The 26,538-nt window shown below is 73.1% G+C and carries 23 protein-coding genes and 1 riboswitch; of the genes, 16 read left to right on the top strand and 7 right to left on the bottom strand.

All coding sequences use genetic code 11. From position 1 onward, the window contains the following. Positions 1-81 precede the first annotated feature (81 nt). The 3 genes from ACFWIS_RS17840 (at position 82) to ACFWIS_RS17830 (ending at position 2,953) form a co-directional block, all read left to right on the top strand. The gene (locus ACFWIS_RS17840; RefSeq protein WP_380450897.1) at positions 82-720 is read left to right on the top strand and encodes an NUDIX domain-containing protein; all 639 of its coding nucleotides are present in this window, start codon (positions 82-84) and stop codon (positions 718-720) included. A 455-nt stretch (positions 721-1,175) separates the two neighbouring features. Continuing rightward, complete coding sequence (locus ACFWIS_RS17835; RefSeq protein ID WP_380450895.1) at positions 1,176-1,919, top strand: SGNH/GDSL hydrolase family protein; 744 nt, start codon at positions 1,176-1,178, stop codon at positions 1,917-1,919. Between the two features lie 236 nt (positions 1,920-2,155). Next, positions 2,156-2,953 (top strand): SGNH/GDSL hydrolase family protein, encoded by a 798-nt coding sequence (locus ACFWIS_RS17830; protein ID WP_380450893.1) that lies wholly within the window; start codon positions 2,156-2,158, stop codon positions 2,951-2,953. A 93-nt stretch (positions 2,954-3,046) separates the two neighbouring features. On the opposite strand, the gene ACFWIS_RS17825 is transcribed toward ACFWIS_RS17830, so the two are convergent. From ACFWIS_RS17825 to ACFWIS_RS17815, 3 genes are all read right to left on the bottom strand, one after another. Next, a complete protein-coding gene (locus ACFWIS_RS17825) occupies positions 3,047-3,934 on the bottom strand; it encodes a nitroreductase/quinone reductase family protein (protein ID WP_380450891.1) in 888 nt (295 codons plus the stop codon). Between the two features lie 497 nt (positions 3,935-4,431). Then, the gene (locus ACFWIS_RS17820; protein WP_380451165.1) at positions 4,432-5,601 is read right to left on the bottom strand and encodes a polysaccharide deacetylase family protein; all 1,170 of its coding nucleotides are present in this window, start codon (positions 5,599-5,601) and stop codon (positions 4,432-4,434) included. 285 nt (positions 5,602-5,886) lie between these two features. Further along, entirely contained in the window at positions 5,887-7,713 is a 1,827-nt protein-coding gene (locus tag ACFWIS_RS17815; protein ID WP_380451163.1) for an AMP-dependent synthetase/ligase, read from the bottom strand. A 445-nt stretch (positions 7,714-8,158) separates the two neighbouring features. On the opposite strand from ACFWIS_RS17815, the gene ACFWIS_RS17810 reads away from it, so the two are divergent. From ACFWIS_RS17810 to ACFWIS_RS17790, 5 genes are all read left to right on the top strand, one after another. Next, positions 8,159-11,299: a nitrate- and nitrite sensing domain-containing protein gene (locus ACFWIS_RS17810; RefSeq protein WP_380450889.1), complete on the top strand. Its 3,141-nt coding sequence runs from the start codon at positions 8,159-8,161 to the stop codon at positions 11,297-11,299. Then, on the top strand, positions 11,296-11,715 hold the full coding sequence (locus ACFWIS_RS17805) for a roadblock/LC7 domain-containing protein (protein ID WP_380450887.1): 420 nt from the start codon (positions 11,296-11,298) through the stop codon (positions 11,713-11,715). Before ACFWIS_RS17810 ends, ACFWIS_RS17805 begins: the two co-directional genes overlap by 4 nt. A gap of 8 nt (positions 11,716-11,723) precedes the next feature. Beyond that, positions 11,724-12,293 (top strand): DUF742 domain-containing protein, encoded by a 570-nt coding sequence (locus ACFWIS_RS17800; protein WP_380450886.1) that lies wholly within the window; start codon positions 11,724-11,726, stop codon positions 12,291-12,293. A 133-nt stretch (positions 12,294-12,426) separates the two neighbouring features. Further along, positions 12,427-12,981 carry an ATP/GTP-binding protein gene (locus ACFWIS_RS17795; protein ID WP_380450884.1) on the top strand — a complete coding sequence of 185 codons (555 nt, stop codon included), beginning with the start codon at positions 12,427-12,429 and terminating at the stop codon, positions 12,979-12,981. 873 nt (positions 12,982-13,854) lie between these two features. Continuing rightward, positions 13,855-14,589 carry a winged helix-turn-helix domain-containing protein gene (locus tag ACFWIS_RS17790; protein WP_380450882.1) on the top strand — a complete coding sequence of 245 codons (735 nt, stop codon included), beginning with the start codon at positions 13,855-13,857 and terminating at the stop codon, positions 14,587-14,589. Positions 14,590-15,013: 424 nt separating this feature from the next. Here the strand turns inward: ACFWIS_RS17790 and ACFWIS_RS17785 are convergent, their stop codons facing one another. Then, complete coding sequence (locus ACFWIS_RS17785; protein WP_380450880.1) at positions 15,014-16,006, bottom strand: aldo/keto reductase; 993 nt, start codon at positions 16,004-16,006, stop codon at positions 15,014-15,016. 597 nt (positions 16,007-16,603) lie between these two features. On the opposite strand from ACFWIS_RS17785, the gene ACFWIS_RS17780 reads away from it, so the two are divergent. From ACFWIS_RS17780 to ACFWIS_RS17760, 5 genes are all read left to right on the top strand, one after another. Beyond that, entirely contained in the window at positions 16,604-17,170 is a 567-nt protein-coding gene (locus tag ACFWIS_RS17780; RefSeq protein WP_380450878.1) for a TetR/AcrR family transcriptional regulator, read from the top strand. A gap of 44 nt (positions 17,171-17,214) precedes the next feature. Continuing rightward, complete coding sequence (locus ACFWIS_RS17775; protein ID WP_380450876.1) at positions 17,215-17,790, top strand: DUF4865 family protein; 576 nt, start codon at positions 17,215-17,217, stop codon at positions 17,788-17,790. 17 nt (positions 17,791-17,807) lie between these two features. Then, on the top strand, positions 17,808-18,305 hold the full coding sequence (locus ACFWIS_RS17770; RefSeq protein WP_380450874.1) for a carboxymuconolactone decarboxylase family protein: 498 nt from the start codon (positions 17,808-17,810) through the stop codon (positions 18,303-18,305). Further along, positions 18,302-19,282, top strand: a complete 981-nt coding sequence (locus ACFWIS_RS17765) for a phosphotriesterase (RefSeq protein ID WP_380450872.1) — start codon at positions 18,302-18,304, stop codon at positions 19,280-19,282. The genes ACFWIS_RS17770 and ACFWIS_RS17765 overlap by 4 nt, the downstream gene beginning before the upstream one ends. Before the next feature lie 125 nt (positions 19,283-19,407). Further along, a complete protein-coding gene (locus tag ACFWIS_RS17760) occupies positions 19,408-20,070 on the top strand; it encodes a Pr6Pr family membrane protein (RefSeq protein WP_380450870.1) in 663 nt (220 codons plus the stop codon). Positions 20,071-20,133: 63 nt separating this feature from the next. On the opposite strand, the gene ACFWIS_RS17755 is transcribed toward ACFWIS_RS17760, so the two are convergent. Then, positions 20,134-20,898, bottom strand: coding sequence for an SDR family NAD(P)-dependent oxidoreductase (locus ACFWIS_RS17755; RefSeq protein WP_380523903.1), 765 nt, complete (start codon positions 20,896-20,898; stop codon positions 20,134-20,136). Between the two features lie 120 nt (positions 20,899-21,018). Here ACFWIS_RS17755 and ACFWIS_RS17750 point away from each other — a divergent pair, with 120 nt between their 5' ends. Together ACFWIS_RS17750 and ACFWIS_RS17745 are read left to right on the top strand one after the other, a co-directional pair. Next, positions 21,019-21,717, top strand: coding sequence for a TetR family transcriptional regulator (locus ACFWIS_RS17750; RefSeq protein ID WP_380450866.1), 699 nt, complete (start codon positions 21,019-21,021; stop codon positions 21,715-21,717). A gap of 98 nt (positions 21,718-21,815) precedes the next feature. After that, positions 21,816-23,012 carry an alpha/beta hydrolase gene (locus ACFWIS_RS17745; RefSeq protein WP_380450863.1) on the top strand — a complete coding sequence of 399 codons (1,197 nt, stop codon included), beginning with the start codon at positions 21,816-21,818 and terminating at the stop codon, positions 23,010-23,012. Between the two features lie 112 nt (positions 23,013-23,124). Here ACFWIS_RS17745 and ACFWIS_RS17740 read toward each other — a convergent pair whose 3' ends face one another. Beyond that, entirely contained in the window at positions 23,125-23,454 is a 330-nt protein-coding gene (locus ACFWIS_RS17740) for a MoaF N-terminal domain-containing protein (protein ID WP_375891436.1), read from the bottom strand. A gap of 602 nt (positions 23,455-24,056) precedes the next feature. Continuing rightward, positions 24,057-24,220, top strand: a riboswitch (cyclic di-AMP (ydaO/yuaA leader). 3 nt (positions 24,221-24,223) lie between these two features. Between ACFWIS_RS17740 and ACFWIS_RS17735 the strand changes: the two genes are divergently transcribed. Further along, complete coding sequence (locus tag ACFWIS_RS17735) at positions 24,224-25,534, top strand: family 16 glycosylhydrolase (protein ID WP_380523901.1); 1,311 nt, start codon at positions 24,224-24,226, stop codon at positions 25,532-25,534. Positions 25,535-25,684: 150 nt separating this feature from the next. On the opposite strand, the gene ACFWIS_RS17730 is transcribed toward ACFWIS_RS17735, so the two are convergent. Continuing rightward, the gene (locus ACFWIS_RS17730) at positions 25,685-26,482 is read right to left on the bottom strand and encodes an IclR family transcriptional regulator (protein ID WP_380450859.1); all 798 of its coding nucleotides are present in this window, start codon (positions 26,480-26,482) and stop codon (positions 25,685-25,687) included. Positions 26,483-26,538 lie beyond the last annotated feature (56 nt).

Here is a 26,538-nt window from a genome sequence, read left to right as displayed (position 1 = left end):
CACGCCGCCGCTCCGGTCGCTCTGCTCCGAACCGTGCTCCGCAGGTCCGGCGAGCCCGACACCGAGAGGGGGGCGCGCGGCATGAGCCGGATCGAGTTCACGGCGGAGATCGCCGAGTTGCTCGGGAAGGTGCGCCGACGTCCCACGGCGGGCTGGCCGTGGCGGCCGGGCGAGCAGGTGCCGGACGGGTTGCCGGTGAAGCAGTCCTGGGGGTGGCTGTTCGCCCCGGACGGGCGGGTGCTGACCCTGGTCAACCCCAAGGACGGGATCTGCTCGCTGCCCGGCGGCTCGCTGGAGCCGGAGGACGGCGGTGATCCGGCAGCCGCGCTGGCCCGGGAGGCAGGCGAGGAGGCTCAGGCCGTGATCGGCCGGCCGCACTACCTCGGCTACCTCTACGACCGGGTCGGCTCGGCGAACGGCGGGCACGAGTGCGCACGGGTCCGGATGGCGGCGGCGCTGCGGGCGGTCGGCCCCAGCGAGGCCGACCCGGCCTCGGGCCGGCACTACCGGCGGTTGCTGGTCGCGCCGGGGCTCGCCGTCGAGCTACTGGGCTGGGGCGAGCCCGGGCTGCGCCAGGCCCGGGCCGCCGTCGCCACGGCCGCCCACTGGCTCGGTGTGCCGGTCGCGGCGAACGAGACGATCGAGGAGCTGCCGGTCGAGGGCTGCACGGTCTTCCCCGGCCCGGCGTACCCGGGTGGCGGACGCGCCCCCGGGCGCTGAGCCCTACCCTGCCGGTCCCGGGTGCTGGGTCGCACCCCCGGGCGCTGAGCCATGCCCTCCCCGGCGCTGAGCCGCGCTCCCGGGTGCCGAGCCGCGCTCCCCGAGGCGGCCCGTCGCGCCTTCGAGTCGGCGCCGGCCCGCACCGCGGAACTGACGCATCGACGGCCGCACGCTGACCATCAGCTGACGGAGAGCTGACTTCTCGAAAGTTTTTTGTCTACACGCGATGACCGATGCGCGTCGACATACACCCACACCCACCTGGGCGAACTCACGCTCCGTCGGGGCGGGTTCACTTCTCCGCTATCAGACGGTCCGTCAATGTCCTTGGCATGAGCGCTTCCGCGCGGGGCTACTGCCTGGTATCCCTTCTGTGACCCGCGTCATATCCAGGAGGTGCAATGCTCCGCCCTGCCCGTGTTCTGTCCATTGCCGCGATGGCGGCTGGTCTCACCATGACGACGCTCTTCACGGCGTCAGCCGCCAATGCGGCCGGTGTCAACTACGTCGCCCTCGGGGACTCGTACTCGGCCGGCGTCGGTGCCGGCAGCTACCTGAGCGACAGCGGTAGCTGCAAGCGCAGCACCAACGCCTACGCGTACCTGTGGAAGAGCGCGCACAAGCCGTCCTCGTTCGCCTTCGTGGCGTGCTCGGGGGCGAGAACCGGCGATGTGCTCAACAGTCAGATCTCCGCGCTGAACAGCGGCACCACGCTGGTCAGCCTGTCGATCGGCGGCAACGACGCGGGCTTCGCCGACACCATGAAGACCTGTGTGCTGGGCTCCGACAGCGACTGCCTCGGCGCCGTCAACACGGCGAAGAGCTATGCGACGAACACCCTGCCCGGCCAGCTGGACCGGGTGTACTCCGCGATCCACTCCAAGGCGCCGAACGCCCACGTCGTGGTGATGGGCTACCCGCACCTGTACAAGGTCGGCGGCGACTGCCTCTTCGGGATCAGCGACACCAAGCGCGCTGCCATCAACGGTGCCGCCGACGCGCTGGACGGCGTGATCGCCAAGCGGGTCGCCAACGCCGGCTTCACCTTCGGCGATGTGCGCGGCATCTTCGCCGAGCACGAGATCTGCGGTTCGCAGGCCACCTGGCTGCACAGCACCACCCTGCCGATCGACGAGAGCTACCACCCGAACTCGACCGGCCAGGCCAGCGGCTACCTCCCGGTCTTCAGCCGCTCCTGAGCGAGTCGGTCACGGCGTCCGTCCGGTCACCCGGGCGGCGCCGTGCTGCCGTGCGTCGGCGCGCGCCCGCGTACGTCCTCGTGGGCGCGCGTTGCTCGGTGTGAACAAGCCTTTTCCCCAAGGGGGTTCACGTCCGGAAATGCTGACAGTGCGTCAATGACCTTGGCATGAACGCTTCCATGTTCGATTACCGCTTGGTATCCCTTTCTGTGACCCGTGTCACGCCTGGAGGTGCAATGTTCCGCCCTGCTCGTGCCCTCTCCGTCGCCGCGATAGCCGCCGTCCTCAGCATGACGACACTCTTCACGGCCTCGTCCGCCAATGCCGCCGGCGTCAACTACGTCGCGCTCGGGGACTCGTACTCCGCCGGTGTCGGTGCCGGCAACTACCTGAGCGACAGTGGCAGCTGCAAGCGCAGCGCCAACGCGTACGCCTCCCTCTGGTCGAACGCCAACTCCCCCTCCTCCTTCACCTTCGTCGCCTGTTCCGGTGCCAGAACCGGTGACGTCCTGAACAGTCAGATCTCCGCGCTGAACAGTGGCACCACGCTGGTCAGCCTCTCGGTCGGGGGCAATGACGCGGGCTTCTCCAGCACCATGAAGACCTGCGTGCTCAGCTCCGACAGTGACTGCCTCGACGCCGTCAACACCGCCGAGAACTACGCGACCAACACCCTGCCCGGCCAGCTGGACCAGGTGTACAACGCCATCCGCGCCAAGGCCCCGAACGCCCACGTCGTGGTCATGGGCTACCCGCACCTCTACCAGATCGGCGGCAGCTGCATCTTCGGCATCGGTGACACCAAGCGCGCCGCCATCAACGAGGCCGCGGACACCCTGGACGGCGTGATCGCCAAGGAGGTCGCCAACGCCGGCTTCACCTTCGGTGACGTGCGCGACATCTTCTCCGGGCACGAGATCTGCGGCTCGCTGGACACCTGGCTGCACAGCACCACGCTGCCGATCGACGAGAGCTACCACCCGAACGACTCGGGCCAGGCCAACGGCTACCTCCCGGTCTTCAGTCAGTCCTGAGGTCTCAGCCGCAGCCGTCCGATCGAGCTCCTGAGGTGACGGCCGCTGCCGCCGCCCCTCCCGTGGCTGGGGAGGGGCGGCGGTACCGTCGCGTCAGCGGCCGGTCGGGGCCGGGTGCGCCGGTGGGAAGGGGACGGCGGCGAGGGCCGGTAGCAGCTCGGCCTCCTCGTGGTCCAGGTGCGCCTCCAACTCGGCAGACATCCGGTCCAGTTCGGTCCGCAGTCGCACCGGGTCGGTGATCTCGATCCCGGCCAGCAGCGCCACCAGTTCCTCCTTGATCCGCCCGATCTCCCGGTGCTGCTCGCCGAGTCGCTCCAGCACCCCGGCGAGCTCGGGGTGGCTGAGGGCCAGGGCCGGGAAGATCGCGGAGTCCTCCCCGGTGTGGTGGTGGGTGAGCCCCTCGCAGAACGCCAGGCAGTGCTGGCGCAGTTGGAGCCCCAGCCCGGCCGGGCGGCCGGGGGCGTGGGAGTGGGCCTCCGCCCGGACGTGCCGCAGCTGGGCCCGCAGCCAGCTGTGCGCCTCCAGCAACTTGTCGGCCAGGCTGCGCACTTCGCTCGGCCGGTCCGGCGGCGCCTCGGGCCGCTCCAGGGCGACCACCGGCAACTTCCGCTCGGTGTGCGCCTGATAGTCGCCGTACCCGGGCGCCTCGCGGACGACGGCGGCGAACAGCCGCTCCCGGCGGGGGCCTTCGGCGGGCACGGCGATGGCGTCGAAGCTCTCGGTGCCCAGCTCGACCCGGACCACCGGGTGGGCCAGCAGATTGCGGTACCACTGGGGGTGTTCCGGCGCCCCGGCCGCCGAGGCGACGACCAGCACCAGCCCCTCGGACCGGACGAACCCGAGCGGTACGGTGTGCGGCCGCCGGGAGCGGGCCCCGGTGGTGGTCAGCAACAGCAGATTGCCGCCCTCGAACGGGCCGCCGACCCGGCCGCCGTTGGCGCGGAACTCTTCGATGACATTCTGATGGAAGGACATGGACATACGTGTGTGGTGAAGTCTCCTGGGAATACGAGGGATTCGCGGCCACACACGGTGCCGGCACGGGAACGCGCGGACACCGCGGTGGCCGCCTACGTCAGATCAGGGCAGCGGAGAAGGTACTCATCGCGCATCGTCCCTTTACACGTCAGGTGCTGGCTCGGTCGCCGACCGGCCCACTGCTCTGTGGCCGACGCCGCGCTGCACGCCCCCATTAGAGCCGCGCCACGGACAGCGTGTCAACGAGCGTGTCAACGAGCGTGATCGCAACCGGGGGCCGAGCGGGTCGCCGCCCGGGCCCCGGGCCGGAGCGAGGCGGGCCCAGTGGTCGCCGAGCGGAGGGCGGACAGTGGATGGCACCTGGCGCCTGGCACCTGGCACCGGGCACCCGGCAGGTAACGGATGACAGCTGACAGATTTCAGCCAGTGAAATCTGTCAGCTGTCATCCATCCGGTCCCGGGAATCGACGCCTGGGGGAGCGGGGGCGAGGCCAGGAGCGTCAGCGCAGGTAGTCGACCAGGCCCGTCGGCTTGAGGCCGGCGGCCTCGGCGGCGGACAGGGCGCGGGGCAGGTCGGTGGCGAGGGTGTCGGTCCAGTGCATCAGGACCACGTCACCCGGCTGCAGCGGGCCCGGGTGCCAGATGTTGGAGGCACCCCAGCTGAAGTCCGCGTCGGCGGTCAGCACGGTGCGGATGCCGCAGTTGGCGGCGGCCTGCAGGGTGTCGGCGTTCCAGGTGAAGAACGGCGGGCGGAACACCACGGGCGCGGCGCCGAACAGCCGGGTCAGCGCGTCGCGCGCGTCGCAGATCTCGACCTGCTGCTGGTCCAGCGGGAGCTTGCTGAGGTCGGAGTGCGAGACGCTGTGGTCCTGGATCGAGGACCCGGGCACGGCGGTGACCCGCTGGAAGAAGCCCGGGTCGGTGCCGGCCGGCATCGGCAGCGGGAAGGCGGTGATCGGCAGGTGGTGGTCGGCGATGAAGCGTTCCGCCTCGGGGGTGCGCTGCCAGCCGTCGTCCACGGTGAAGAAGACCACCTTGTCGGTGGTCGGGATCGAGCCGGCCGCCACCGCCGGGGCGGGCGCCGGGCCGTCGACCCGTACGTCGTCCACGGAGAACGGGCCCTGCTGGTACCAGCCGTGCACGTACAGCCGGACGCTGTGGGCGTCCGGCCCGGTGGTGAAGCGGGTGGTCAGCTGCTGCCAGCCGCCGGAGGTGGTCTCGGTCCAGGCGGGGGCGACGTCCCGGCCGGTGCCGGTGGCGCCCAGGTAGACGAACTTGCCGCGCACCCAGGCCGAGGCGGTGTAGGTGGTGCCGGGCTGGACGGCGACGGTCTGGGCGCACTCGCCGGTGGAGTCGTCGTTCGCCGGGGTGACCGTGAGTGCCGAGGCGCCGGAGTGTGCGGCGGTGTTGGTGACGGCGGCTTCGGCCGGGCCGCCGGTGCAGTTCCAGCCGGGGACGCTGCCCCAGTCGGCGAGGTTGGGGGAGGGCAGCTCGAAGCCGGGGTTGGTGGCCAGGTTGACGGTCCCGGCCGCGGGGCCGGAAGCGGTCCCGGCCGCAGTGGCGGTGGCAGTGGCGGCAGCCGTGGCAGCCGTGGCGGCCGTGGCGGCCGGGACGGCGGAGGCCGTGAGCAGGGCGACGGATACGGCCAGCGCGGACAGGCGCGTGGGCATCGACACGTGAGGACTCCAGCAGGTGGGGGCACGCCCGTGGGGAGGGCGTGAACGGGAATCTGGACCGTGGAACCAGGGCGCTCCCGGAGGGGCGGGAGCGGGTGGTGCTGGTGCGCCGCACGCGGACCGAAGAGCAACAATGGACTGGACCAATCAGCCCGTCAAGGGAACGACAGGTGAACCACGCGGTGAACGATCCGTCCGTGAGCGGGACAAGATGGAACGTCAGAACAACTCCCACGAAGCCAGGTTCACGTGCGTCCCGAGGGTGGAGGCCGAGACGGGTCAGGAGAGGTACAGCTCCTCGATGTCCGTCGAGTAGTGCTCCGTGATCGCCGTCCGCCGCAGCTTCAGCGAGGGGGTCAGCAGCCCCTGCTCCAGACTGAACTCCCGTGGGAGCAGCCGGAACGCGCGGATCGACTCGGCTCGCGAAACCGCCGTGTTGGCCGCCGCCACCGCGCGCTGGATCTCGGTGTGCAACTGCTCGTCGGCGAGCACCGCCCAGGCGTCCAGCTGCTCCCGGCCGCTGGTCTTCAGCCAGTGCGCGAGCGCGTCCGGGTCGAGCGTGATCAGGGCCGCCACGTACGGGCGGTCGTCGCCGACCACCAGGCACTGGGAGACCAGCGGGTGCGCCTCGACCCGCTCCTCCAGGGCCGCCGGGGCGAGGTTCTTGCCGCTGCTGGTGACAATCAGGTCCTTTTTGCGGCCGGTGATGGTGAGGTAGCCGTCCTCGTCGAGCCGGCCGAGGTCGCCCGTGCCGAACCAGCCGTCGATCAGTGATTCCGCCGTGCACCGCGGGTGGTTGAGGTAGCCGCCGAAGACCGATCCGCCGCGCACCCACACCTCGCCGTCGTCCGCGATCGCCACCGAGGCGCCCGGCACCGGCTGTCCGACGGTGCCGAGCTTCTGCCGTCCGGCCGGGTTGGCGGTGATCGCGGCGGTGGTCTCGGTGAGGCCGTAGCCCTCGTAGAGCTGGAGTCCGGCGCCGGTGAAGAAGAGGCCCAACTCCCGCCGCAGCGCCGATCCTCCGCACATCACGGCGCGCACCCGCCCGCCGAGCACGGCACGCAGCCGCGGGTAGACCGTCCGTTCGTAGGCGAGATGGCGCAGCCGCAGGGCCGCGCCGGGGCCGGGGCCGCGGCCGAAGGCCTTCTGCTCCCGGGCGGTCGCCCAGTCGACGGCCACCTGCCGGGCCTGCTCGAAGAGTTCGCTGCGCCCGGCCTCCTCGGCGGCACGCCGGGCCCGCTGGAAGATCTTCTCGAAGACGTACGGGACGGCGTGCAGGAAGCTCGGCCGGAAGCTCTCCAGGGCGGGCAGTAGCGCGTCGGTGGACACCTCGGGGATGTGGCCGATCCGGAAGCCGCCGCGGACCGCCGCGATCTGCACCGCCCGCCCGTAGACGTGTGCCAGCGGCAGGAACAGCAGGGTGGCGGGCTGGCCGCCGCCGGTGTCGCGGAGTACGTCGCCCCAGCCGGCGAGCAGGGAGTCGGCCTCGGCGGCCAGGTTGGCGTGGGTGATCAGGCAGCCCTTGGGGCGTCCGGTGGTGCCGGAGGTGTAGACCACGGTGGCGATGTTGGCGGCCGCGACGCCGAGCCGCTGGCGGTGCACCAGGGCGTCGGGGACGTCCAGGCCGTCCTCGGTGATCGCGGCGACGCAGTCGCGGTCGAGCTGCCAGATCCCGGTCAGGTCTGGCAGGGCGTCGCAGACCGCGCCGACGGTCATCGCGGCGTCCTCGTCCTCGACCAGGCAGGCCACCGCCTGGGTCTCGGCGAGGATCCAGCGCACCTGCTCGGTCGCGGCGGTGGGGTAGACCGGGACGGTGATCGCGCCGATCGACCAGAGCGCGTAGTCGAACAGCGTCCACTCGTAGCGGGTGCGGGACATCAGGGCGACCCGGTCGCCGTAGCGCACGCCGCGGGTCAGCAGGCCCTTGGCGAGGGCGAGCACCTCGTCCCGGAACTCCCGTGCGGTGACGTCCTGCCAGCTCCCGTCACCGGTCCGCCGGGAGAGCTGGACCAGGTCGGGGGTGCGGTCGGCGGTGTCGTAGAGGGAGTCGGCGAGTCCTCCGGTGGCCTCGGGCCCGGCCGGGGCAGGGGTGGTGAACTCGCGCACAGTCATCCCCAGTTCGCTTCGCGCGGCGCTGTCTGCCGGCCCGGCGCACGGGCACCGGGGTGGCGGCGCCCGGTCGCGCGGGGTGGAGCGAAACTATCGGATCGCCCTGCCACTGCCCAGGGTTGTGACGGTGACGCGACGAGATCGGCACCGGTCCGTAGGGATGGTGTCGCAGCTGGGGAGGAACCGGGGAGACGCCCGGGCCGGGTGGAGCGGACCGGGACCGGCTCCTGACGTGTCCGGGGCAAGGTGGGGAGGCGGAGTGGTTCGACCCTCGAACGTGTGGTCAGGGCGTAGTAGAGTCTCGCAGACCTGTGGCCGGGCGGCTTCCGACGCTCCCTCCCCAGGGCTCCCCGAAGTCCCGCCGAACCCGCCGTCCCCAGCACCCCGAAAGCCCGCCCGAACCGCTCCCCGTCCGCGCCTGGCACTTCCGACCGAGGACTCCATGCGTCTGCGCAGCAGCTCGATCCGCGCGAAGATCATCGCGCTGCTCCTGGTGCCCATCGTCGCACTCATCGCCCTGTGGGTGTACGCGACGCTCGCCGCCACCGGGGACGCCTGGAACCAGCTGACGATCAGCCGTACGTACAAGGAGTACGGGGCGGCCGTGGACCAGTACACGGGAGACCTGCAGAACGAGCGCCGCGCCGCCGTCCAGCACCTGGCCGACCCGAACTCGCCGGTCGCCCGGGACGCCTTCGAACGCGCCACCACCGCCACCGACCGCAGCCTCGCCGCGCTCCGGCAGAAGAAGGACGGCGCCGGCGACCGGCTCTCCGCCGCCCAGCGGGCCCGCCTGGTGCAGATCACCGCCGCCGCCGACCAGCTCGGCCCGCTCCGGGCCCAGGTCGGCCGCCTCGCGCTCAACTGGGAGTTCGCGCTCGGGCAGTACAGCGACCTGGTCCGGCCGGTGTTCGGCTTCCGGTCCGCCTACGTCGCCCGGCAGAGCGGCCAGCTCCCGCGCCAGGGCACCATCCTGATCGAGCTGGTGCGCGCCCGCGAGTACCTGGCCCAGGAGGACGCCGCGATGGAGGGCCTGCGCACCGGCGCGGCCCGGCCCACCGCCGAGCAGTACCAGACCGCGCTGGACGCCCTGCACAACCAGCAGGCGCTGTTCACCGTCTACATCGCCGAACTCGAACCCGCCGACCAGGCCGACTACGTCGCCCTGCGCGGCGGCGAGGCCTGGGGCGCGCTGGCCCGCGCCGAGGCCGACTTCGTCGGCGCCGGCGGCCCCGACCGGGTGGTCCAGGCGCTCAACGGCGACAACTGGCGGGAGACCGCCGACCACTCGCTCGGCGACCTCTCCTCGATCAACTCCCGGATCAGCGCCGGACTGGACGACCGCGGCCGCTCCGCGGCGATCGCCGCGCTGTGGCGCGGCGGCATCGCCGGCGCCATCGGCCTGGTCGCCGTCGTGCTGTCGGTGATGATCTCCTTCCGGATCGGGCGCGGGCTGGCCCGCGAGCTGATCGGCCTGCGCAACGCGGCCAACGAACTCGCCAGCACCCGGCTGCCCTCCGTCATGCTGCGGCTGCGCCGCGGCGAACCGGTGGACGTGGCCGCCGAGGCGCCCGAACTGCACTTCGGCCAGGCCGAGATCGGACAGGTCGGCCAGGCCATCAACGCCGTCCAGCGGGCCGCCGTGGAGGCCGCCGTCGAGCAGGCCGAACTGCGCCGCGGCGTCGCGGCGGTGTTCGTCAACCTGGCCCGGCGCAGCCAGGTGCTGCTGCACCGCCAACTCACCCTGCTCGACACCATGGAGCGCCGCACCGAGGACCCGGCTGAGCTGGAGGACCTCTTCAAGGTGGACCACCTCACCACCCGCATGCGCCGGCACGCCGAGGGCCTGATCATTCTGGCCGGCGGCTCGCCCGGGCGGGCCTGGCGCAAGCCGGTCCGGATGGTGGACGTGGTCCGGGCGGCGGTCGGCGAGGTCGAGGACTACGCCCGGGTGATCGTCCGGCCGTTCCCCGGCACCGGCCTGCTCGGCAGCGCCGTCGCCGACGTCACCCACCTGATCGCCGAACTCGTCGAGAACGCCGCGGTGTTCTCCCCGCCGACCACCCAAGTCACCGTCCAGGGTGAGGTGGTGGCGCACGGCTTCGCGCTGGAGATCGACGACCGGGGGCTCGGGCTGGGAGAACAGCTGCTCGCCGAGATCAACGAACGCCTGACCGTGGAGCAGGAGTTCGACCTCGCCGACACCGACCGGCTGGGACTCTTCGTGGTCAGTCGGCTCGCCCGGCGGCACGGCATCCGGGTCCACCTGCGACCGTCCCCGTACGGCGGCACGACGGCCGTGGTGCTGATCCCGCGCGAGCTGCTGGCGGAGGCGCCGGACGGCCTGCCGGAACCGCCCGCCGCGGGGACCGGGGGCGCGGGGCGCCGGCCGGTGGGCCGGGCGACCGGGCGGACGGCGGGGCGGCGTGACCTGGTCGCGGTGCCGGACACGGCCCCCGATGGTGCGGGTTCGGAGCCTTCCTCGGCTGTGTGGTCGGGGGCGGCGTCGGGTTCGCCGTCGGGTTCAACGTCGAGTGCGTTGCCGGGTTCGCCATCGGGTTCGGCACCGACGGAGGGCACGGGCGGGCGGCACCGGGGGGCCGGCGGTCCGCGGCCGTCCGTTCCCGAGGCGGGGCGTACGGCCAACGGGCTGCCGCGCCGGGCCTCGCGGCCCAAGGGCGGCCCTGTGCTGGTGCCCGGGCTGGGGGCGGACGCCGAGGGCGGCGCGGGGACGGGACGGCACCGCCGGGAGGCGGCGGAGGCCGCGGCCGACGCGGTTGCCACGGTCGCCGCGGCCGACTCGGCACCGGCTCCGCTGGAAGCCGTTCCGATGGACGCCGCTTCGGTCGACGCCGTGCCGGTGGGTGTCGCTCCCGTGGACGCGGCTCTCCGGACGCCGGGCGGTCTGCCCCGGCGGGTCCGGCAGGCGAACCTCGCGCCGCAGCTCAAGGAACAGGCCAGGGAGCGACTTCGCGGCGAGAGCGGGTCCGAGGACCGCGCCGGACGGTCGGCGGCGGGCACGGACGGTGCGCGCGGCGCGGAGGCGGCCGAGGCCAGGGAAGCCCGGGAGCGTTCGCCGGAGGAGGCCAGGGCCACCTTCGCCTCGTTCCAGCGCGGCTTCACCCGTGGGCGCGGGGCCACCGTCCCGGCGGAGCGGGGCGCTCAGAACCAGGGCGCGCAGGACCGGGGCGCGCAGGGCCAGGGCGCTCAGAACCAGGGCGCGCAGGGCCAGGGCGCGCAGGACCGCGCCGCCCGGCCCGCGGCCGTACCGGCCTGGCAGCCGCCGGACCCGTCCCGGCGGGCGATCAGCCCCGCACCCGCCCCGGCAGCGCTGCCCGCGCCCGCGCCCGGCGACGCCGCCCGCGCACCGCTGGCCCGCCGGATCCCGCCGGGCCAGCCGGTGCGGCGGAACCCTGCGGCCGTCCCGGCCGTACCACAAGTGACACCCTCAGCACCCGCAGTACCGGCAGTGTCCGCACCGCCCGCAGGACCCGTGACACCCGCAGTGTCCGCACCAGCCGCAGGACCCGCAGCATCCGCAGTGCCCGCACCACCCGCTCCAGCGGAAGGAACTGATTCATGACCACTCCGACGCAGCCGTCCGGGGACCTCAACTGGCTCCTCGACGACCTGGTGAGCCGTGTCGCGGCCCTGCGGCACGCGGTGATCCTCTCCAGCGACGGGCTGGCCACCGGCGCCTCGCGCGACCTCGACCGGGAGGACGCCGAGCACCTCGCCGCCGTCGCGGCCGGGTTCCACAGCCTGGCCAAGGGAGCCGGCGGGCACTTCAAGGTCGGCGGCGTCCGGCAGACCATGGTGGAGCTGGACGAGGCGTTCCTGTTCATCACGGCCGCCGGCGACGGCAGCTGTCTGGCCGTGCTGAGCGAAGCCGAGGCGGACATCGGCCAGATCGCCTACGAGATGGCCCTGCTGGTCAAGCGGGTCGGCGAGCACATGGCCGCCGAGCCGCGCACCGAAACCGCCGCGCCGAGGGGCTGAGCGGTCCGATGGCGGATCCGAAGGCGGACGGTCCGGGCGGCCCGGCGGGGCTCGACGGCCCGGCGGCGCTCTACGACCCGACCCCCGCGGTGCCGGAGGGCGCGGCAGGGGTCGGGGGCGGGGGCGAGGGCGCCGAGTCGGGGCAGGACGCGCCGGACGGTGCCGAGGTCGACCTGTTCCGGCCGCGTACCCCGGTCGACGACCGGTGGTTCGACGACGAGGCCGGCCCGGTGGTGCGGCTCTACTCGATGACCCGGGGCCGCACCCGGCCGGTCGAGGAGGGGCTGTTCGACCTGATCTCGCTGGTCACCGCCAAGGAACCCGGGCCGGACGCGGGGGCCGTGCCCGCGCACGTCCTCGACCCGGAGCACCAGACCCTGCTGGCCTGGTGCCGCCGCGAGCCGCTGTCCGTCGCCGAGCTCGGCTCCTACACCGACCTGCCGGTCAGCGTGGTGCGCGTCCTGCTCGGCGACCTCTACGACGCCGACCTGATCAGCGTCACCCGACCCGTTCCGCTCGCCGAGCTGCCGGACGAGCGCCTGCTGCGAGACGTGATCAATGGACTCCGTGCGCTCTGACGCCACCCCGCCGAGCACTGCGCCGAACACCTCGCCGAGTACTCCGCCGGGCACGTCGCCGAGTACTCCGCCGGGCGCTTCGCCGAGGCCGGGCGGGAGCACCAACGACCCGCGCTGGCGCGGTGGTCCGGCCGTGGCGGTGAAGATCCTGGTGGCGGGCGGCTTCGGGGCGGGCAAGACCACCCTGGTCGGCTCGGTCAGCGAGATCCGGCCGCTGCGCACCGAGGAGGAACTGAGCGAGCTGGGCCGCCCGGTGGACGACACCTCGGGCGTGGAGGCCAAGCGCACCACCACGGTGGCGATGGACTTCGGCCGGATCGACCTGCGGCCCGGACTCGCGCTCTACCTGTTCGGCACGCCCGGACAGGACCGGTTCTGGTTCGTCTGGGACGAGTTGGCGCGCGGTGCGCTCGGCGCCGTGGTGCTCGCGGACACCCGGCGACTGGCCGACTGCTTCCCCTCGGTGGACTTCTTCGAGCAGCGCGGCATCCCGTTCCTGGTCGCGGTCAACTGCTTCGACGGCACCGAGCGGTTCGCCCCGGACGAGGTGCGGGACGCACTCGACCTGGACCCGGAGATCCCGGTGGTGCTGTGCGACGCCCGGCTGCGGGAGGACGGCAAGGAGCTGTTGGTGGCGCTGGTCGAGCACGCCGCCGCCCTCCGCCACCGGGCCGCCGCGCGCTCCTGAGGCCCCGTGGGATCGCCGCCGGTCAGGGGCCCTTCGTGCACCCGACGTCTCATTCGGTGGTCCACATGTCGGACGGTCGATGTGCGGAAGGTTGCCTAGACAGGCTCGGGCGTGGAAGGCTCTGTGGACGTAAGCCGTCCCGGTCATGCCGTCGGGAGGGTTGGGAACGTCCCGTTTCCGCCGGTCCGTTCGGGCCGGTGGCAGCACGAGGCAGGACGAAGGGGGAGGGCAGCAGGATGACCGTCGACCAGCGACGCAGCACCGCCGTGCCCGGCCCCGTCATGCCGGCGCTCACCCTCCGCCGCTACATCGACCACGCGCTGATCTGCAGCGCCTGTTGTCGCTGACCGGTCCCACCTCACCCCGGTACGTACCCGGCACCTGCGGCCCGCACCCGGCCGCGCCGTGCGACGTGCCACCGACCCCGTCGACCAGGCCGTAGCGGACCGCCCGTCAGGTGCGCCCGCCACCGACCGATCCGGCCCCGCCTTGCGGAGAAACCAACCAGTGAACATCGTCTGCCCCAGCAACTCCCCCGGCATCGCCGGCCGTTCCGGTCCGTCCGGGCCGGCTCCCGCGATGGGCGCGGGTCCGCGGACCGGACGGTGGAACGGACGCGTCGACCGCGCTGACCGCGCCCGTGCCGACCGCGCCGGCCTCACCACGGACGGCCGACGGGGTCGTCCCGACCTCGAACCGTTCTGGCCGTCGCGGCAGCCACACCTGTTCGATCAGACGTGTCCGGGCTCGCCCAGCGCGTCCCGGCCCTCCGCCCGCTGAACCAGGTTCCACCCGGTCCAGCCCCGGCAGTACGCCCGGTCGACGCGCAGACGACTCCACCCCGTCCGTCACGCGCGAAATGAGCGGCACACCATGTCTTCCTCCTCCACGGCCACCCTGCCCCTGCCCACCACGACCCCGCACCTGCGCGCGGTCCGGTCCGTTCCTCCGGTCTCCGCCGTACCCTCCGGCGTTCCGGTCTCCTCCGTCATCGGGGCGCCCCGTCCGGGGGCGACCCCGGCCGTCGGGCCGCACCCCGGCGCGGTGGCACCGCCGGCGCCCGCCTCGCTGCTCGCCGCGCTACCGGAGGGGGCGGCCGTGGTCGCCGCCCTGCCGCAGGGCCTGCTGCCCCAGGGGCTGCTCGCCCAGTACGGCGCGCAGCCCGGTGCCGCCGCCGGACACCCGATGGTCGGGTACCTGGTGCTGGTGCCGGCCGAGCACCCGGCCGCGCCGGTCGGCCTGCCCGGGGCGGCCGTACCGGGCGCCGCGTCGGCCTCCGCTTCGGGTGCCGCGGCGGGCGCCCGACCGGTGCGGCCCGCCGGGCGCGGCATCAGCGTCGACGCCGAGCGGCGCAACGCCTACGTCGACGGGCGGCTGCTCGACCTCACCTACCTGGAGTTCGAGCTGCTGGCCCACCTCACCGAGCATCCGCAGCGGGTGCACACCCGGGACCACCTGGTCTCGGCGGTCTGGGGCTACGGCCACGTCGGTGACGGCCGTACCGTGGACGTGCACGTCGCCCGACTGCGCCGCAAGCTCGGACCGGCTTACCGGGACTCGATCGTGACGGTCCGTCGGGTCGGCTACAAGTACACGCCTGCCAACTGATCGCCTGGTTCGGTCGGTTCGGTCGGTTCGGTTGGCCGACTGGTCGACTCGCCGCCGCCAAGGCCGCTGCCGCCGCAGCGGGTTGTCCGTTCGCTCCGCGAACAGGCCTCTTGCTGCGGCGCGTTGGCGCTCCCTTGGTGCACTGATCTCCCGGTCGGGCCCCGCCGGTCGGGTGGCGGCAGGAGGATGGCGAGGGCTCGGCGCAGGTCCGGGCGTGGCCCGGGGATCAGTCTGTCCTGCTCCAGGAGCCTGGCGCTGACCAGCGTGCGGGCCAGCCGGTGCGCCGTGGACACCGCCCGGCCAGGGCGCGGGCCGTCCAGTGCGCGCCCACAGCAAACAACTGACAGATGACAGCTGACAGATTTCCAAATCTGTCAGCTGTCATCCGTCGGCCACCCCGGCTGCCCCGGCCGCGCCCCAGCTTTCAGGCACTCAGCCGGTCGATCTCCGCCAGCTCCTCCGCCGTCAGCGGCCCGGCGGCCAGCGCCTCGAGGTTCTGGTCGAGCTGGGCCACGCTGCTCGCCCCGATGATCACCGAGACCACTCGCGGGTCCCGCAGCACCCAGCTCAGCGCCAGCTGAGCCAGGGTCTGCCCGCGTCCCTCGGCGACCTTGTTCAGTGCGCGCAGCTGCTCCAGCTTCGACCCGGTCAGCACCTCCTCGGTGAGGAACTTCCCGACCGACATCCTGGACCCGGCAGGCACCTGCCCGGAGAGGTAGCGGTCCGTCAACAACCCCTGGGCGAGCGGGGAGTAGGCGATCAGGCTGGTCTGGGTGTCGCCCACCGCGTCCAGCACGCCGCCTTCCTCCACGGACCGGTTGAGGATCGAGTACGCCGACTGGTTCATCAGCACCGGCGTGCCCAGCTCCCGCAGGATCGCCACCGCCTCCCGGTGCTGCTCCGCCGGGTAGTTCGAGACCGCCGCGTACAGCGCCTTGCCCGAGCGCACCGCGCTGTCGAGCGCCCCCATCGTCTCCTCGATCGGGGTGTCCGGGTCGTAGCGGTGCGAGTAGAAGACGTCGACGTAGTCCAGCCCCATCCGGCCCAGCGACTGGTCCAGGCTGGCCAGCAGGTACTTGCGGCTGCCGCCGTTGCCGTACGGGCCGGGCCACATGTCCCAGCCGGCCTTGGTCGCGATGAACAGCTCGTCGCGGTACGGCCGGAAGTCCTGCGCGAACAGGTAGCCGAAGTTGCGCTCGGCGCTGCCGTACGGCGGCCCGTAGTTGTTCGCCAGGTCGAAGTGGGTGACGCCCCGGTCGAAGGCCCGGCGCAGCACGGCTCGTTGCACGTCCAGCGGCTGGGCGTCACCGAAGTTGTGCCAGAGCCCCAGGGAGATGGCGGGCAGCTGGACGCCGCTGCGGCCGGCCTTCCGGTAGGTCATCGAGGCGTAGCGGTCGTCCGCGGCGAGGTAGCTCATGCCGGACATCTTGCCAGCCGGTCCGGCCCGGGCAAGCCCTTGCCCCGCCTCCGACAACTGCTCATCGTCGCGGACGTCCGCCTGGGGACCGCCTGGGGGCCGCGCGGGGCGGCCTGCGGCTGCCCGGCCCCGGCTAGGCTCTCGGCTGCCCGGTACGGTGAGCCGCTGTTCTCCGTCAACTCATGCCACCCACTGGCGAAGTGCCGGTCCCTGGTGGAGCACCGCCGCAAGAGCTGGGAGCAACTGGAGCTGTTCGCTGGCGAGATGGCCCGGTGAACCGGCGCGAGCGGCCCTGACCGCCCGCGCGAGCGAAACGCACCTCCCCGCCCGCGCATTGCGCCGCGCACCCCCTACTCCGCGTGATGCCCGCCACCGTCCGTGACGTGACGTGCGCCACCGGCCGGGGCGGAATGCCCCTGGGTGGCACGGGGGATGACGAACGGTCGAGGGGCCGTGGCCGCCGGGGGGCGGCGCACGGCCCTCGGACTTTTCCGGCCTTCCTGTCGAACCCGTCGAACCCGTCGAACCCGTTGATTCGCGCCGCGGGTCAAGGCGAACCCCTTCCCTCTGTACCTACTGGTATGTACAGTGGACGGCATGACCACCCAGGACCGCCTCATCGAGAGCACCCAGGCCCTCCTCTGGGAGCGCGGCTACGTCGGCACCAGCCCCAAGGCCATCCAGCAGCGCTCGGGCGTCGGCCAGGGCAGCATGTACCACCACTTCGCCGGCAAGCCCGACCTCGCCGCCGCCGCCCTGCGTCGCAGCGCCGAGCAGATGCGGGGCATCGCCGAGGCCGACTTCGCCGCCCCCGGCACCGCGTACGACCGAATCGCCGCCTACCTGCACCGCGACCGCGAGGTACTGCGCGGCTGCCGGATGGGCCGGATGGCCCAGGATCCGGACGTCGTCGCCGACCCGCAGCTGCGCGCCCCGGTCGAGGAGACCTTCGACTGGCTGCGCGGCCGGCTCGCCGAACTGGTCGCCGAGGGCCAGGCGCACGGCGAGTTCGCCTCCGACCTCGACCCGGCGGACACCGCCGCCGCCGTGGTCGCCGTCGTCCAGGGCGGCTACGTGCTGGCCCGCGCCGCGGACAGCGCCGCACCCTTCGAACAGGCCGTCCGCGGCGCCCTCGGCCTGCTCGCCGCTCACCGCCGGGTCTGACGGATCCCGACCACAGATCCGCCACCCGAGCCCAGGAGCCCGCCGTGCACGCCATGCAGTACGAGATCACCCTCCCTGCCGACTACGACATGGGCATCATCCGCAAGCGCGTGGCCGACAAGGGCCACCTGCTCGACTCCCACCCCGGCCTCGGCCTCAAGGCGTACCTGGTCCGCGAGCGCGGTCAGGACGGCTCGCCGGTCAACCAGTACGCGCCGTTCTACCTCTGGCGCACCGCCGAGGGCATGAACGCCTTCCTGTGGGGGCCCGGCTTCCGCGGCCTGAGCGCGGACTTCGGCCGCCCCGCCGTCCGCCACTGGCTCGGCGCGGGCCTGTCCGCGGGCACCCGGACCGACGCCCCGACCACCGCCACCCGCGCGACCGTACGGCTCCCGGAGACCGCCGACCCGGCCGAGGCCATCGAGCGGGCCCTCGCCGAACTCCCGGCACACCCCGCACTGCACACCGCCGCCGTCGCCGTGGACCCGAGCCGCTGGGAACTGCTCAGCCTCGCCCTCTGGCACGGCCCGGCCCCCGAGGCCGCGCCGGGCACCCGCTACCGGGTGCTGCACCTGTCCCGCCCCGAACTCGACCGGCTGCCGGCCGGCCGCCACTGGTGAAAGGTTCCGCCACCGTCATGCCAACCTCCCCGATCACCGCCCCTGCCCCCGCCGGCCTCGTCCCCGCCGGTCTCAGCACCGCCCCGTTCGACCGCGAAGCCGGCTACGCCCTGCTCGCCGACCTGGCCGGCCCGGCCGCCGCCGCCACTCTCGGCGGCCTGGACTCGCTCGCCCCCGGCTTCCCCGACTGGATCGTCACCAGCCTCTTCGGCGGCACCTACCAGCGGCCGGGCCTCGCCCTGCGCGACCGCCAGATCGCCAACCTGGCCGCGCTCACCGCCCTCGGCGGCGTGGAGCCGCAGCTCGCCGACCACGTCCGCAACAGCCTGCGGATCGGGATGACGCGCGAGGAGATCACCGAGGTGATCGTCCACCTGGCCCCGTACGTCGGGGTCCCCAAGGCCCTGGCCGGCCTCCGGGTCGCCACCGCCACCTTCGGGGAAACCGACGCCCTGGCGACCGAGGTCCCGGCGACCGACACCCCGGCGACCGACACCCCGGAGGAGGAGGCGTGACCGCCGCCCGCACCGTACGGACCGTCCTGGGCGACGTCGCCCCCGCCGAGCTGGGTGTCACCGACTCCCACGACCACCTCTTCATCCGCAGCCCGCTGCTCCCCGGCCAGGAACTGGACGACCGGGCGGCCGCCGAGGAGGTGCTGCGCGGGTACGCGGCCGTCGGCGGCCGCACCTTCGTCCAGTGGACGCCCTGGGGCATGGGCCGGGGCACGGCCGCCCTCGCCGAGCTGTCCCGCGCGACCGGCGTCCACGTCGTCGCCGCCACCGGCGCGCACCAGGCGGCCCACTACCCGGAAGGCCGCCTCGCCGGCCCCGCCCCGCACGCCGGCCCCGCCCCGCACGCCGGCCCCGCCCCGAACGCCGACCCCGGCCCGCACGGCGACCTCGCCGAGCGCTTCGTCGCCGAGCTCACCACCGGTCTCCCCGGTGCCCCCGAGGGCGTCCGGCCCGGCCTGATCAAGATCGCCGACGATGCCGGACCGCTGACCGCGCACACCCGCCGGACGACCGCCGCCGCGGCCGAGGCGCACCACGTCACCGGCGCGCCGATCGCGGTCCACCTCGAACCAGACGGCGACCCGCACGGTGTCCTTCGCCGGCTCCACGGACGGCACGGAGTCAGCCCCGACCGGATCGTCCTCGGCCACCTCACCCGCTTCACCGACCGGGCGATCCACCGCAGCCTGGCCGCCGAGGGCGTGTTCCTGGCCCTGGACAGCCCCTCCCGGATCGGCCACCCCGCCGACCTCCAGGCCTTCGATGTGATCGCCGACCTGGTCGAGGCCGGCCACGCCGACCGGCTGCTGCTCGGTGCGGACACCACGACGAGGACGGCCCGCGCGGCGGGCGGCCCCGCCCGGCTGCTCACCGACCTCGCCCCGCGGCTGGCCCGCACCTTCGGGCCCGAGCTGCCCGACCGGCTGCTGGTCGCCAACCCGGCGGCCGCCCTGGCCGCCGACTGGCGCACCCCCTGATGCCGTCCCGGCCGGGCCCGCTGATGCGTCCCGGCCGGGCCGGCTCCTGTGGCCGGGTCCACCCGCCGGGGTTTCAATCCGATGAGCTCCTGCCCGGCCCACGCCCCAGAGAGGCGGTCCCGACGATGCACTCGTGGCTCGCTCCCGCCCGGCTCGCCGTCGCGTCCTTCCTCGCCGTCGCGCTCTGCTTCGCCGGCCACCACGCGGCGGCCGGCGGCTCCGGGGTGGTGAACTTCTTCAGCTACTTCACCAACCTCGGCAACCTCGCCGCGATGGCCGTCCTCGGCTACGGCGGCTGGGCCGGAACGACCGGCCGTCGGCCCGTACCGGACGCGGTGCGCGGGGCGGTGGTGCTCTACCTGGCGATCACCGGACTGACCTACGGCACACTGCTGGCGACGTACCCGGCGCCAGTGGTGATCCCGTGGGTGGACGACGTGCTCCTCCGCGCCATGCCCCTCGTCGTGCTCGCCGACTGGCTGATCGACCCGCCCGTCCGGCCGATCCGCCCCGCGGTGGTGCTCGGCTGGCTGGCCTTCCCCCTGCTCTACCTGGCCTACGTGCTGCTCCGCGGCCACGCCGTCGACTGGTACCCCTACCCGTTCCTCGAACCCGCCCGCCACGGCGGCTACCGCCGGATCGCGGGGGCGTCCTTCCTGATGGCGGCGGTCCTGCTGCTGCTCGGCGCCGCCGTCGCCGTCCTGGGCAACGCGCTCGGCGCCCACCGTGACGCCCGGCAGGGTCTGGTTCCGCGCGGCCGTCACGCCCGGACCCGGACGACCGGCTGACGGCCGGAGCGGGGCCCGTGCCGGATGGGGGACGGCACGGGCCCCGCCGGTCGGCCGGACGGCTCACATGTGGGTGCCGCCGTCGATGCGCAGCTCGGTGCCGGTGACGAAGGCGCCGTCGTCGGAGGCCAGCATGGCGATCACGCCGGCCACCGTGTCCGGGCCCGCGAAGCCCTGGCCGAGGGCGGGGGAGAGCTTGGCGAGCAGGCTGAAGTCGGCGTCGGCGGGCAGGCCGGGGTTGTTGGTCATGCCGCTGTCGATGCTGCCCGGCGCGACGCAGACCGCGCGCAGGCCCTGCTTCGAGTACTCCGAGGCGATGGCGTGGGTGAAGGACTGGATGCCGCCCTTGGTCGCGGCGTACGCGGCCATGTAGGGGTGGGCGAAGCTCGCGGAGGTGGAGCTGAAGTTGACCACCACGCCCCGGCCGGTCGCGAGCAGGGCGGGGAGCGCCTCGCGGGTCATCAGGAAGGTGCCGGTGAGGTTCACCGCGAGGAGCTTGTTCCAGAACTCCAGGGTGGTCTCGTGGGTGTGCGAGGAGCGGAGGATGCCGGCCGCGTTGACCAGGACGTCCAGGCCGCCCAGGCCCGCGATCGCCTCGGCCATGCCCGCGACCACGGCGGATTCGTCCGAGATGTCCAGGACCCGGATCGTCAGGCGGTCGGCGGTGCCGTCCGCGGTCGCGCGGTCCAGGGTCTTCTTCAGGCCGTCCTCGTTGACGTCGACGGCGACGACCCTCCCGCCCTCGGCGAGGAGCCGGTGCACGGTCGCCTGGCCGATGCCAGAGCCGCCGCCGGTGATCAGGACGTTCCGTCCGCTGAAGCGCTCCATGGTGGTACTCCCTTCGTTCGTGGTCTCTCGACCTCAAGCGGCACGGTACGCCGTGATGGCACATCGTGCCAACAAGGCTCGACGTGTCACATCGGCGCGACGCGTCATGACGGTCCCGGGATGCGTACGCTGACCCTTGTGACCGGACGCCCGACCCTGACCCAGCGCCGCCGTGACGCCACCCGGCTGGAGATCGCCCGCACCGCCGCCGCGCTCTTCGCCGAGCAGGGCGCGGAGGCGACCACCGCCGAGGAGGTCGCCGATGCCGCGGGCATCTCGCTGCGCACCTTCTACCGCTACTTCTCCGTCAAGGAGGACGCCGTCGCCCCGCTGCTGGCGGCCGGTGGGCAGCGCTGGGTCGACCTGCTGGCCGAGAGCCCGGCGGACCTCCCGCTGCGCGAGGCGCTGGAGCGCTCGGCGGTGGAGTCGCTGACCCCGGCCGACGACGCGGCCGTCGAGGCGATGCACTGGACCCGCAGCCTGCTGCGCGACCCCCGACTGGACGGCACCTGGCAGCGGGTCCACGCGGGCTCCGAGGAGCGGCTGCGGTCCGTGCTGGCCGAGCGCAGCCCGGTCGGCGCCGACCCGCTGGAGATCCGGCTGGCCGCCGCCGCGGCCACGGCGGCGATCCGGGTGGCCCTGGAGCAGTGGGCCGCCTCCGACGCGGCGGTGACCGGTCCGGGCTCCCCGCAGGACCTCGGCGCCCGCTGCATGCGTGAGCTCACGGCGGGGCTGGGGCTCTGGGCGCGACCGGCCGGGGCGTGGCCCCACGCCCGCAGCCGTACAGCCGCCGATCAGCTTCCTCCCAGCTCCCGCTAGGGTTGGACGTCGCGCCCCGGTGGGGGAACCGGGGTGAACTCCTCGGATGTCCCTGAGCGGAGGGGGCGTGGAGTTCGAGGCGTGGGAGCAACTGAAACATGGGTCTGACGAGCCACAAGGTGCTGGCGCTGACCGTGCTGATCGCGGTCGTGATGATGGTCGGCACGGTCTGGCTGTGGCCCAGACTCGCCAGGAAGAGCTGGCAGGCAGTGCTCGGCCGGATCGGCACGCTGCTCGCCACCCAGCTCACGGTGCTCGCCGCGCTCGGCCTGGTGGCGAACAACTACTTCGCGTTCTACAGCAGTTGGGACGATCTGCTGGGCACCGGCAGCACCGGCCCGGTGGTCATACACAACAAGGCGGACGCCTCCGGCCGCCTGCTGGTGGAGACCATAGGCCGGGCCTCGGTCAAGGGCGGCGGCGCGATGGGGCGTGAGCCGGGCCACTCCGGCGAGATCCGCAAGGTCCGGATCGACGGCAGGGTGAGCCGGCTGTCGACCGAGGGGTACGTCTACCTGCCGCCGCAGTACTTCCAGCCCGAGTACGCGCAGAGGCAGTTCCCGGCCGTGATCGTCAGCACCGGGTTCCCAGGAATCGCCGAGAACCTGATCACCCGCTTCAACTACCCGGGTGCCGCGCTCAAGCTGCTGCAGGAGGGTCGGATGCAGCCGACCGTCATGGTGATGTTGCAGCCCTCGCCCGCCCTGCCGCAGGACACCGAGTGCGAGGACATCCCCGGCGGCGCCCAGTCCGACACCTACTTCACCAAGGACGTCACCTCGGCGATCCAGGCCAGCTACCGGGTCTCGTCCGACCCGCACGCCTGGGCCTTCATGGGCAACTCGACGGGCGGCTACTGCGCCGTCAAGATGGCCATGCGCCACCCGGACGTCTTTCCGACCGCCGTCGCCCTCTCCGGCTACTACGACGCCGCCGACGACCCGACCACCGGCGACCTCTTCGGCGGCAGCAAGCAGCGCCGCGACGAGGCCAACCTGATGTGGCGGCTGAAGCACCTGCCGCAGCCCGACATCTCGGTGCTGCTGGCCGGTACCAAGAAGGGCGACGGCAACTACAAGCCGGACACCGAGGCGTTCATCGACGCGGTGCACAGCCCGATGAAGGTCTCGTACAGCATGCTCGAGAACGGCGGCCACAACTTCGAGACCTGGAGCGCCCTGCTGCCGTCCTCACTGGAGTGGCTGTCCCGGCACCTCAAGGTGCCGGGCGAGCCGAACGCCTCGGGCCAGCCGAACCAGCCGAACCAGCCGGGCCAGGCGAGCCAGGCCACGTGACGTCACCGCTGCCCGAGGCCGTCTGAAGCCGTTCGACGCCGTCCGGAGAGAACGCGCCGAACCCCCGGAGCCGAGGCCCCGGGGGTTCGTGCGTGCTACGGCGCGGCGCCGGTCAGGCCACCCGCTCCAGCGTCCCGGTGTGCAGCTGGCCGACCCGGCCGCCCTCGCCCTCGAAGGTCCAGAAGGCCCGTACGGTCAGCGCGTTGAGGTCCATCACATGGCTGACGGTGATCCCGCTCTGCTCCGTCCAGCTGATGAAGTAGATCTCCGGCGCGACCTCGGCGACGTGCAGCCGCACGTCCTCCCACTGGCCGGCCGACTCGCCAAGGCCCTCCCAGCGCAGCCGAGTGCCGTCGGCCGAGTAGCTGTTGCGGAAGGCCGCGCCGTTGTCGGCCCGGAAGACGTAGGTACGGCCGGCGAAGGCGGGCAGGGGCGCGGTCATGGTGGGGCGGGACCTCTTCTCGGGAGTGCGGGACGGACCGTGTGGTCTGGGCTCGGTGCACTTGTGCACCGCGGAAAACGCCAGGGTTCCAATTTATCCGATCGGTCGGACTCGGGCGGCCCCGCGCCACGGCGGGGTCCGCCACCACCCCGGTTCGCTGATCGCGCCGCTCCGGCGGGCCGGGATCCCCGCCTCGGTGCCGACCTACCTGCCGGCGGGCGGGGTCGGCGGACATCCCGGGCGTGCTGGACGAGGACCGCGGGCCCAGCGACGGCATCGTGTTCACCGCGAGCGCGTCGGACACCGACGGCACCGCGAGGTCGGCGGCACCCGGCTGCTCGCCGGGCTGAACCACCTGGAGTCGGCCTGGTCGCCGGGCGCCGAGGGCCAGGTGGCCGACTGGCCCGGCTGATCGCCAGGCCACGGTCCCGAGGTTGATCAACTCGGCCGCCACGCAGCGTCGTTGATCGACACCACTGTGAGCTGTGCGACAACCGGCCCGATCAGGTTGTCCGTTCACGGACGGCCTGCCTAGCCTGCAACCGTCGTCCGCTGTCGCGGACCCCGCCGCCGGGACGCCGAGTCCTGTCCACCCGCCGGCCGGCACTCGAGCACCACAGCGGACGGGAGCGGGGGAACCAAGGTCAGCGCCCGGTCCGTACGCATCAGCGTGCGGACCGTGGCTAGGGGTGAAGCCGCTCCACAGGCGGCCGGGCAACTGCAGCCCGAATCCGACAGCTCACCTCGCAGGCGTCGCAGAGGACCCCCCATGCACCAGCCTGCCGGGCGCCGTCGCGCCCCCCGCCACGCCCGTAAGACCCACCGCGGCCGCAACGCCGCCCTCGCCGCCACCGGGGCGCTCGCGATCAGCGGTGCCGGCCTGTTCGGGCTGCCGTCCGTCGCCGGCGCCCAGGCCGCCACCGCCCCGACCGTCACCCAGGACCGGCTGGCTCCGGCCACCATGGTCGCCGGCCGGGCCGCCACCGCCTCGCTGGGCCTGCACTCCTCGTCCTGCTTCACCGCCAAGACGGTCGGCGTCGGCGTCCGCGACGCGCGCGGCACCAACCTGGACTTCCCGGGGAACGCGACCAACGTGCAGATATGCCCGACCGGGCTCAACTTCACCAGCGGTGCGCGCACCCTGCCGGCCGGGACGTACACCCAGTTCGGCTTCTGGCAGGACTTCGGCGGCGGCTGGCACAACCTGCCCTCGCAGCAGCTGGTGGTCGCGGCCACCGGTACGTCCACGCCGACCCCGTCCCCGACGGCGACGCCCACCGCGGCACCCACCACGACGCCGACCCCGTCCCCGACGGCGACGCCCACCGCGGCACCCACCACGACGCCGACCGCCACGGCCACCCCGACGACGCCCGCGCCGTCCTCTCCGGTCGCCGGCAAGTCGCTGACCTGGTCCGACGAGTTCAACAGCCCGATCGACTGGGGTCAGCGCTGGGTCGGCGACAAGAGCACCTCGTACAAGTACGGGAACCACAACCCGGACGACAACAAGCTCGACTGGCTGAACAAGAACAACGTCACCGTCGCGAACGGCGTCGCCACCTTCACCGCCACCCCGGGCGGGCCCACCCTGGAGAACGGCCAGCAGTCCTGGAACACCGGCTTCCTGACCACCGAGGGCTCCACCGAGGGCTTCCAGGTCAAGACCGGCGACTACGCCGAGGCCCGGGTCAAGATGCCCTCGGGCACCGGCGCCTGGCCCGCCCTGTGGACCTGGAAGAACGGCAACGGGGAGATCGACTCCTTCGAGTACCACCCGGACAACCCGAACCTGCTGGAGCTGACCAACCACATCAACCCGAGCAACCCCGAGTACTACACCGACGCCAAGGCCGTCGCCAAGGACCAGTGGGTCACCATCGGCACCTACTACGGCGCCAACTCGGTGGACTGGTACGTCAACGGCGTCAAGGTGTACTCGGACAACAAGGGCGTGGGCGCCAACTTCTCGGCGTACCTGATCCTCAACCTCTCGGTGTGTGCCGGGAAGTACCACCCCGCGCCGCAGGGGACCACCCCGCTCACCTTCGCGGCCGACTACGTGCGCGTCTACCGCTGACCGTAGCCGCCGGGCCCGCGTAGCCCCCAGGACCAGCCGCTCTCATGGGCCGGCAGCCGTTTCGACCACCGTGCGGTCGAAACGGCTGCCGGTTCTTGCGTTCAGGTCCCCGTGCTCAATCCCCTGCGTGCCAGGTGAGTTGACGATGCGTCAGGGTGCCAGGACCTGCCCGAGCCGGGTCGCGATCTGCTGCATCACCGGCACCAGCGAGGATGCCCCCGTCTGCTCCTCCAGCGCCCGGATCCGGGCCTCCGGGCCGGACACCGAGAGCGCGGTGGGCGTCGGCGCGCCCGGCACCGCGAGGGCGATGCAGCGGACGCCGATCTCCTGCTCCTGGTCGTCCACCACGTACCCGCGCTCGCGCGCCTCGGCGAGCTGGTCCATCAGCTCCTGCGGGTCGGTGAGGGTGTACTCGGTGTGCGCGGGCAGCGGGTTGGGGCCCAGGACCGCGCGCGCCTCGTCCTCCGGGAGCTGGGCGAGCAGGGCCTTGCCGACACCGGTGCAGTGCGGCTGCACCCGCCGTCCGACCTCGGTGAACATCCGCATCGAGCGCCGCGACTGCACCTGTCCGACGTACACCACCTCGCCGCCCTCCAGCACCGCCAGGTTGGCGGTCTCGCCGGTGGCCTCCATCAGCTCGGCCAGGTACGGGCGGGCCCAGCTGCCGAGCAGTCGACCGGCCGTCTCGCCGAGCCGGATCAGCCGGGGGCCGAGGGTGTAGCGGCGCGCGGTGTCCTGGCGGACATAGCCCTGCTGCACGAGGGTACGGACCAGTCGGTGGATGGTCGGCATCGGGAGGCCGGAGCTGGTGGAGAGTTCGCTGAGGGTGGCCACGCCACCCGAGTCGGCCAGCGCCTCCAGGAGTTGGAAGGCGCGCTCGACGGACTGCACGCCGCCGCTCGCGCGGTCGGCGCCTGTCGTCGATGCTGTGTCGGGGGTCGCAACCACCGGCGTTCCCTTCGCTGTCGGGGAGGAGTAGAGTCCCGGCGACCTCTTCAACAAAC

Origin of the sequence: Kitasatospora sp. NPDC127060 (assembly GCF_042724935.1) — a bacterium.
GTDB lineage: Bacteria > Actinomycetota > Actinomycetes > Streptomycetales > Streptomycetaceae > Kitasatospora.
The sequence above is the reverse complement of the archived record's forward strand: the minus strand, read 5'-3'. Positions and strand labels throughout refer to the sequence as shown.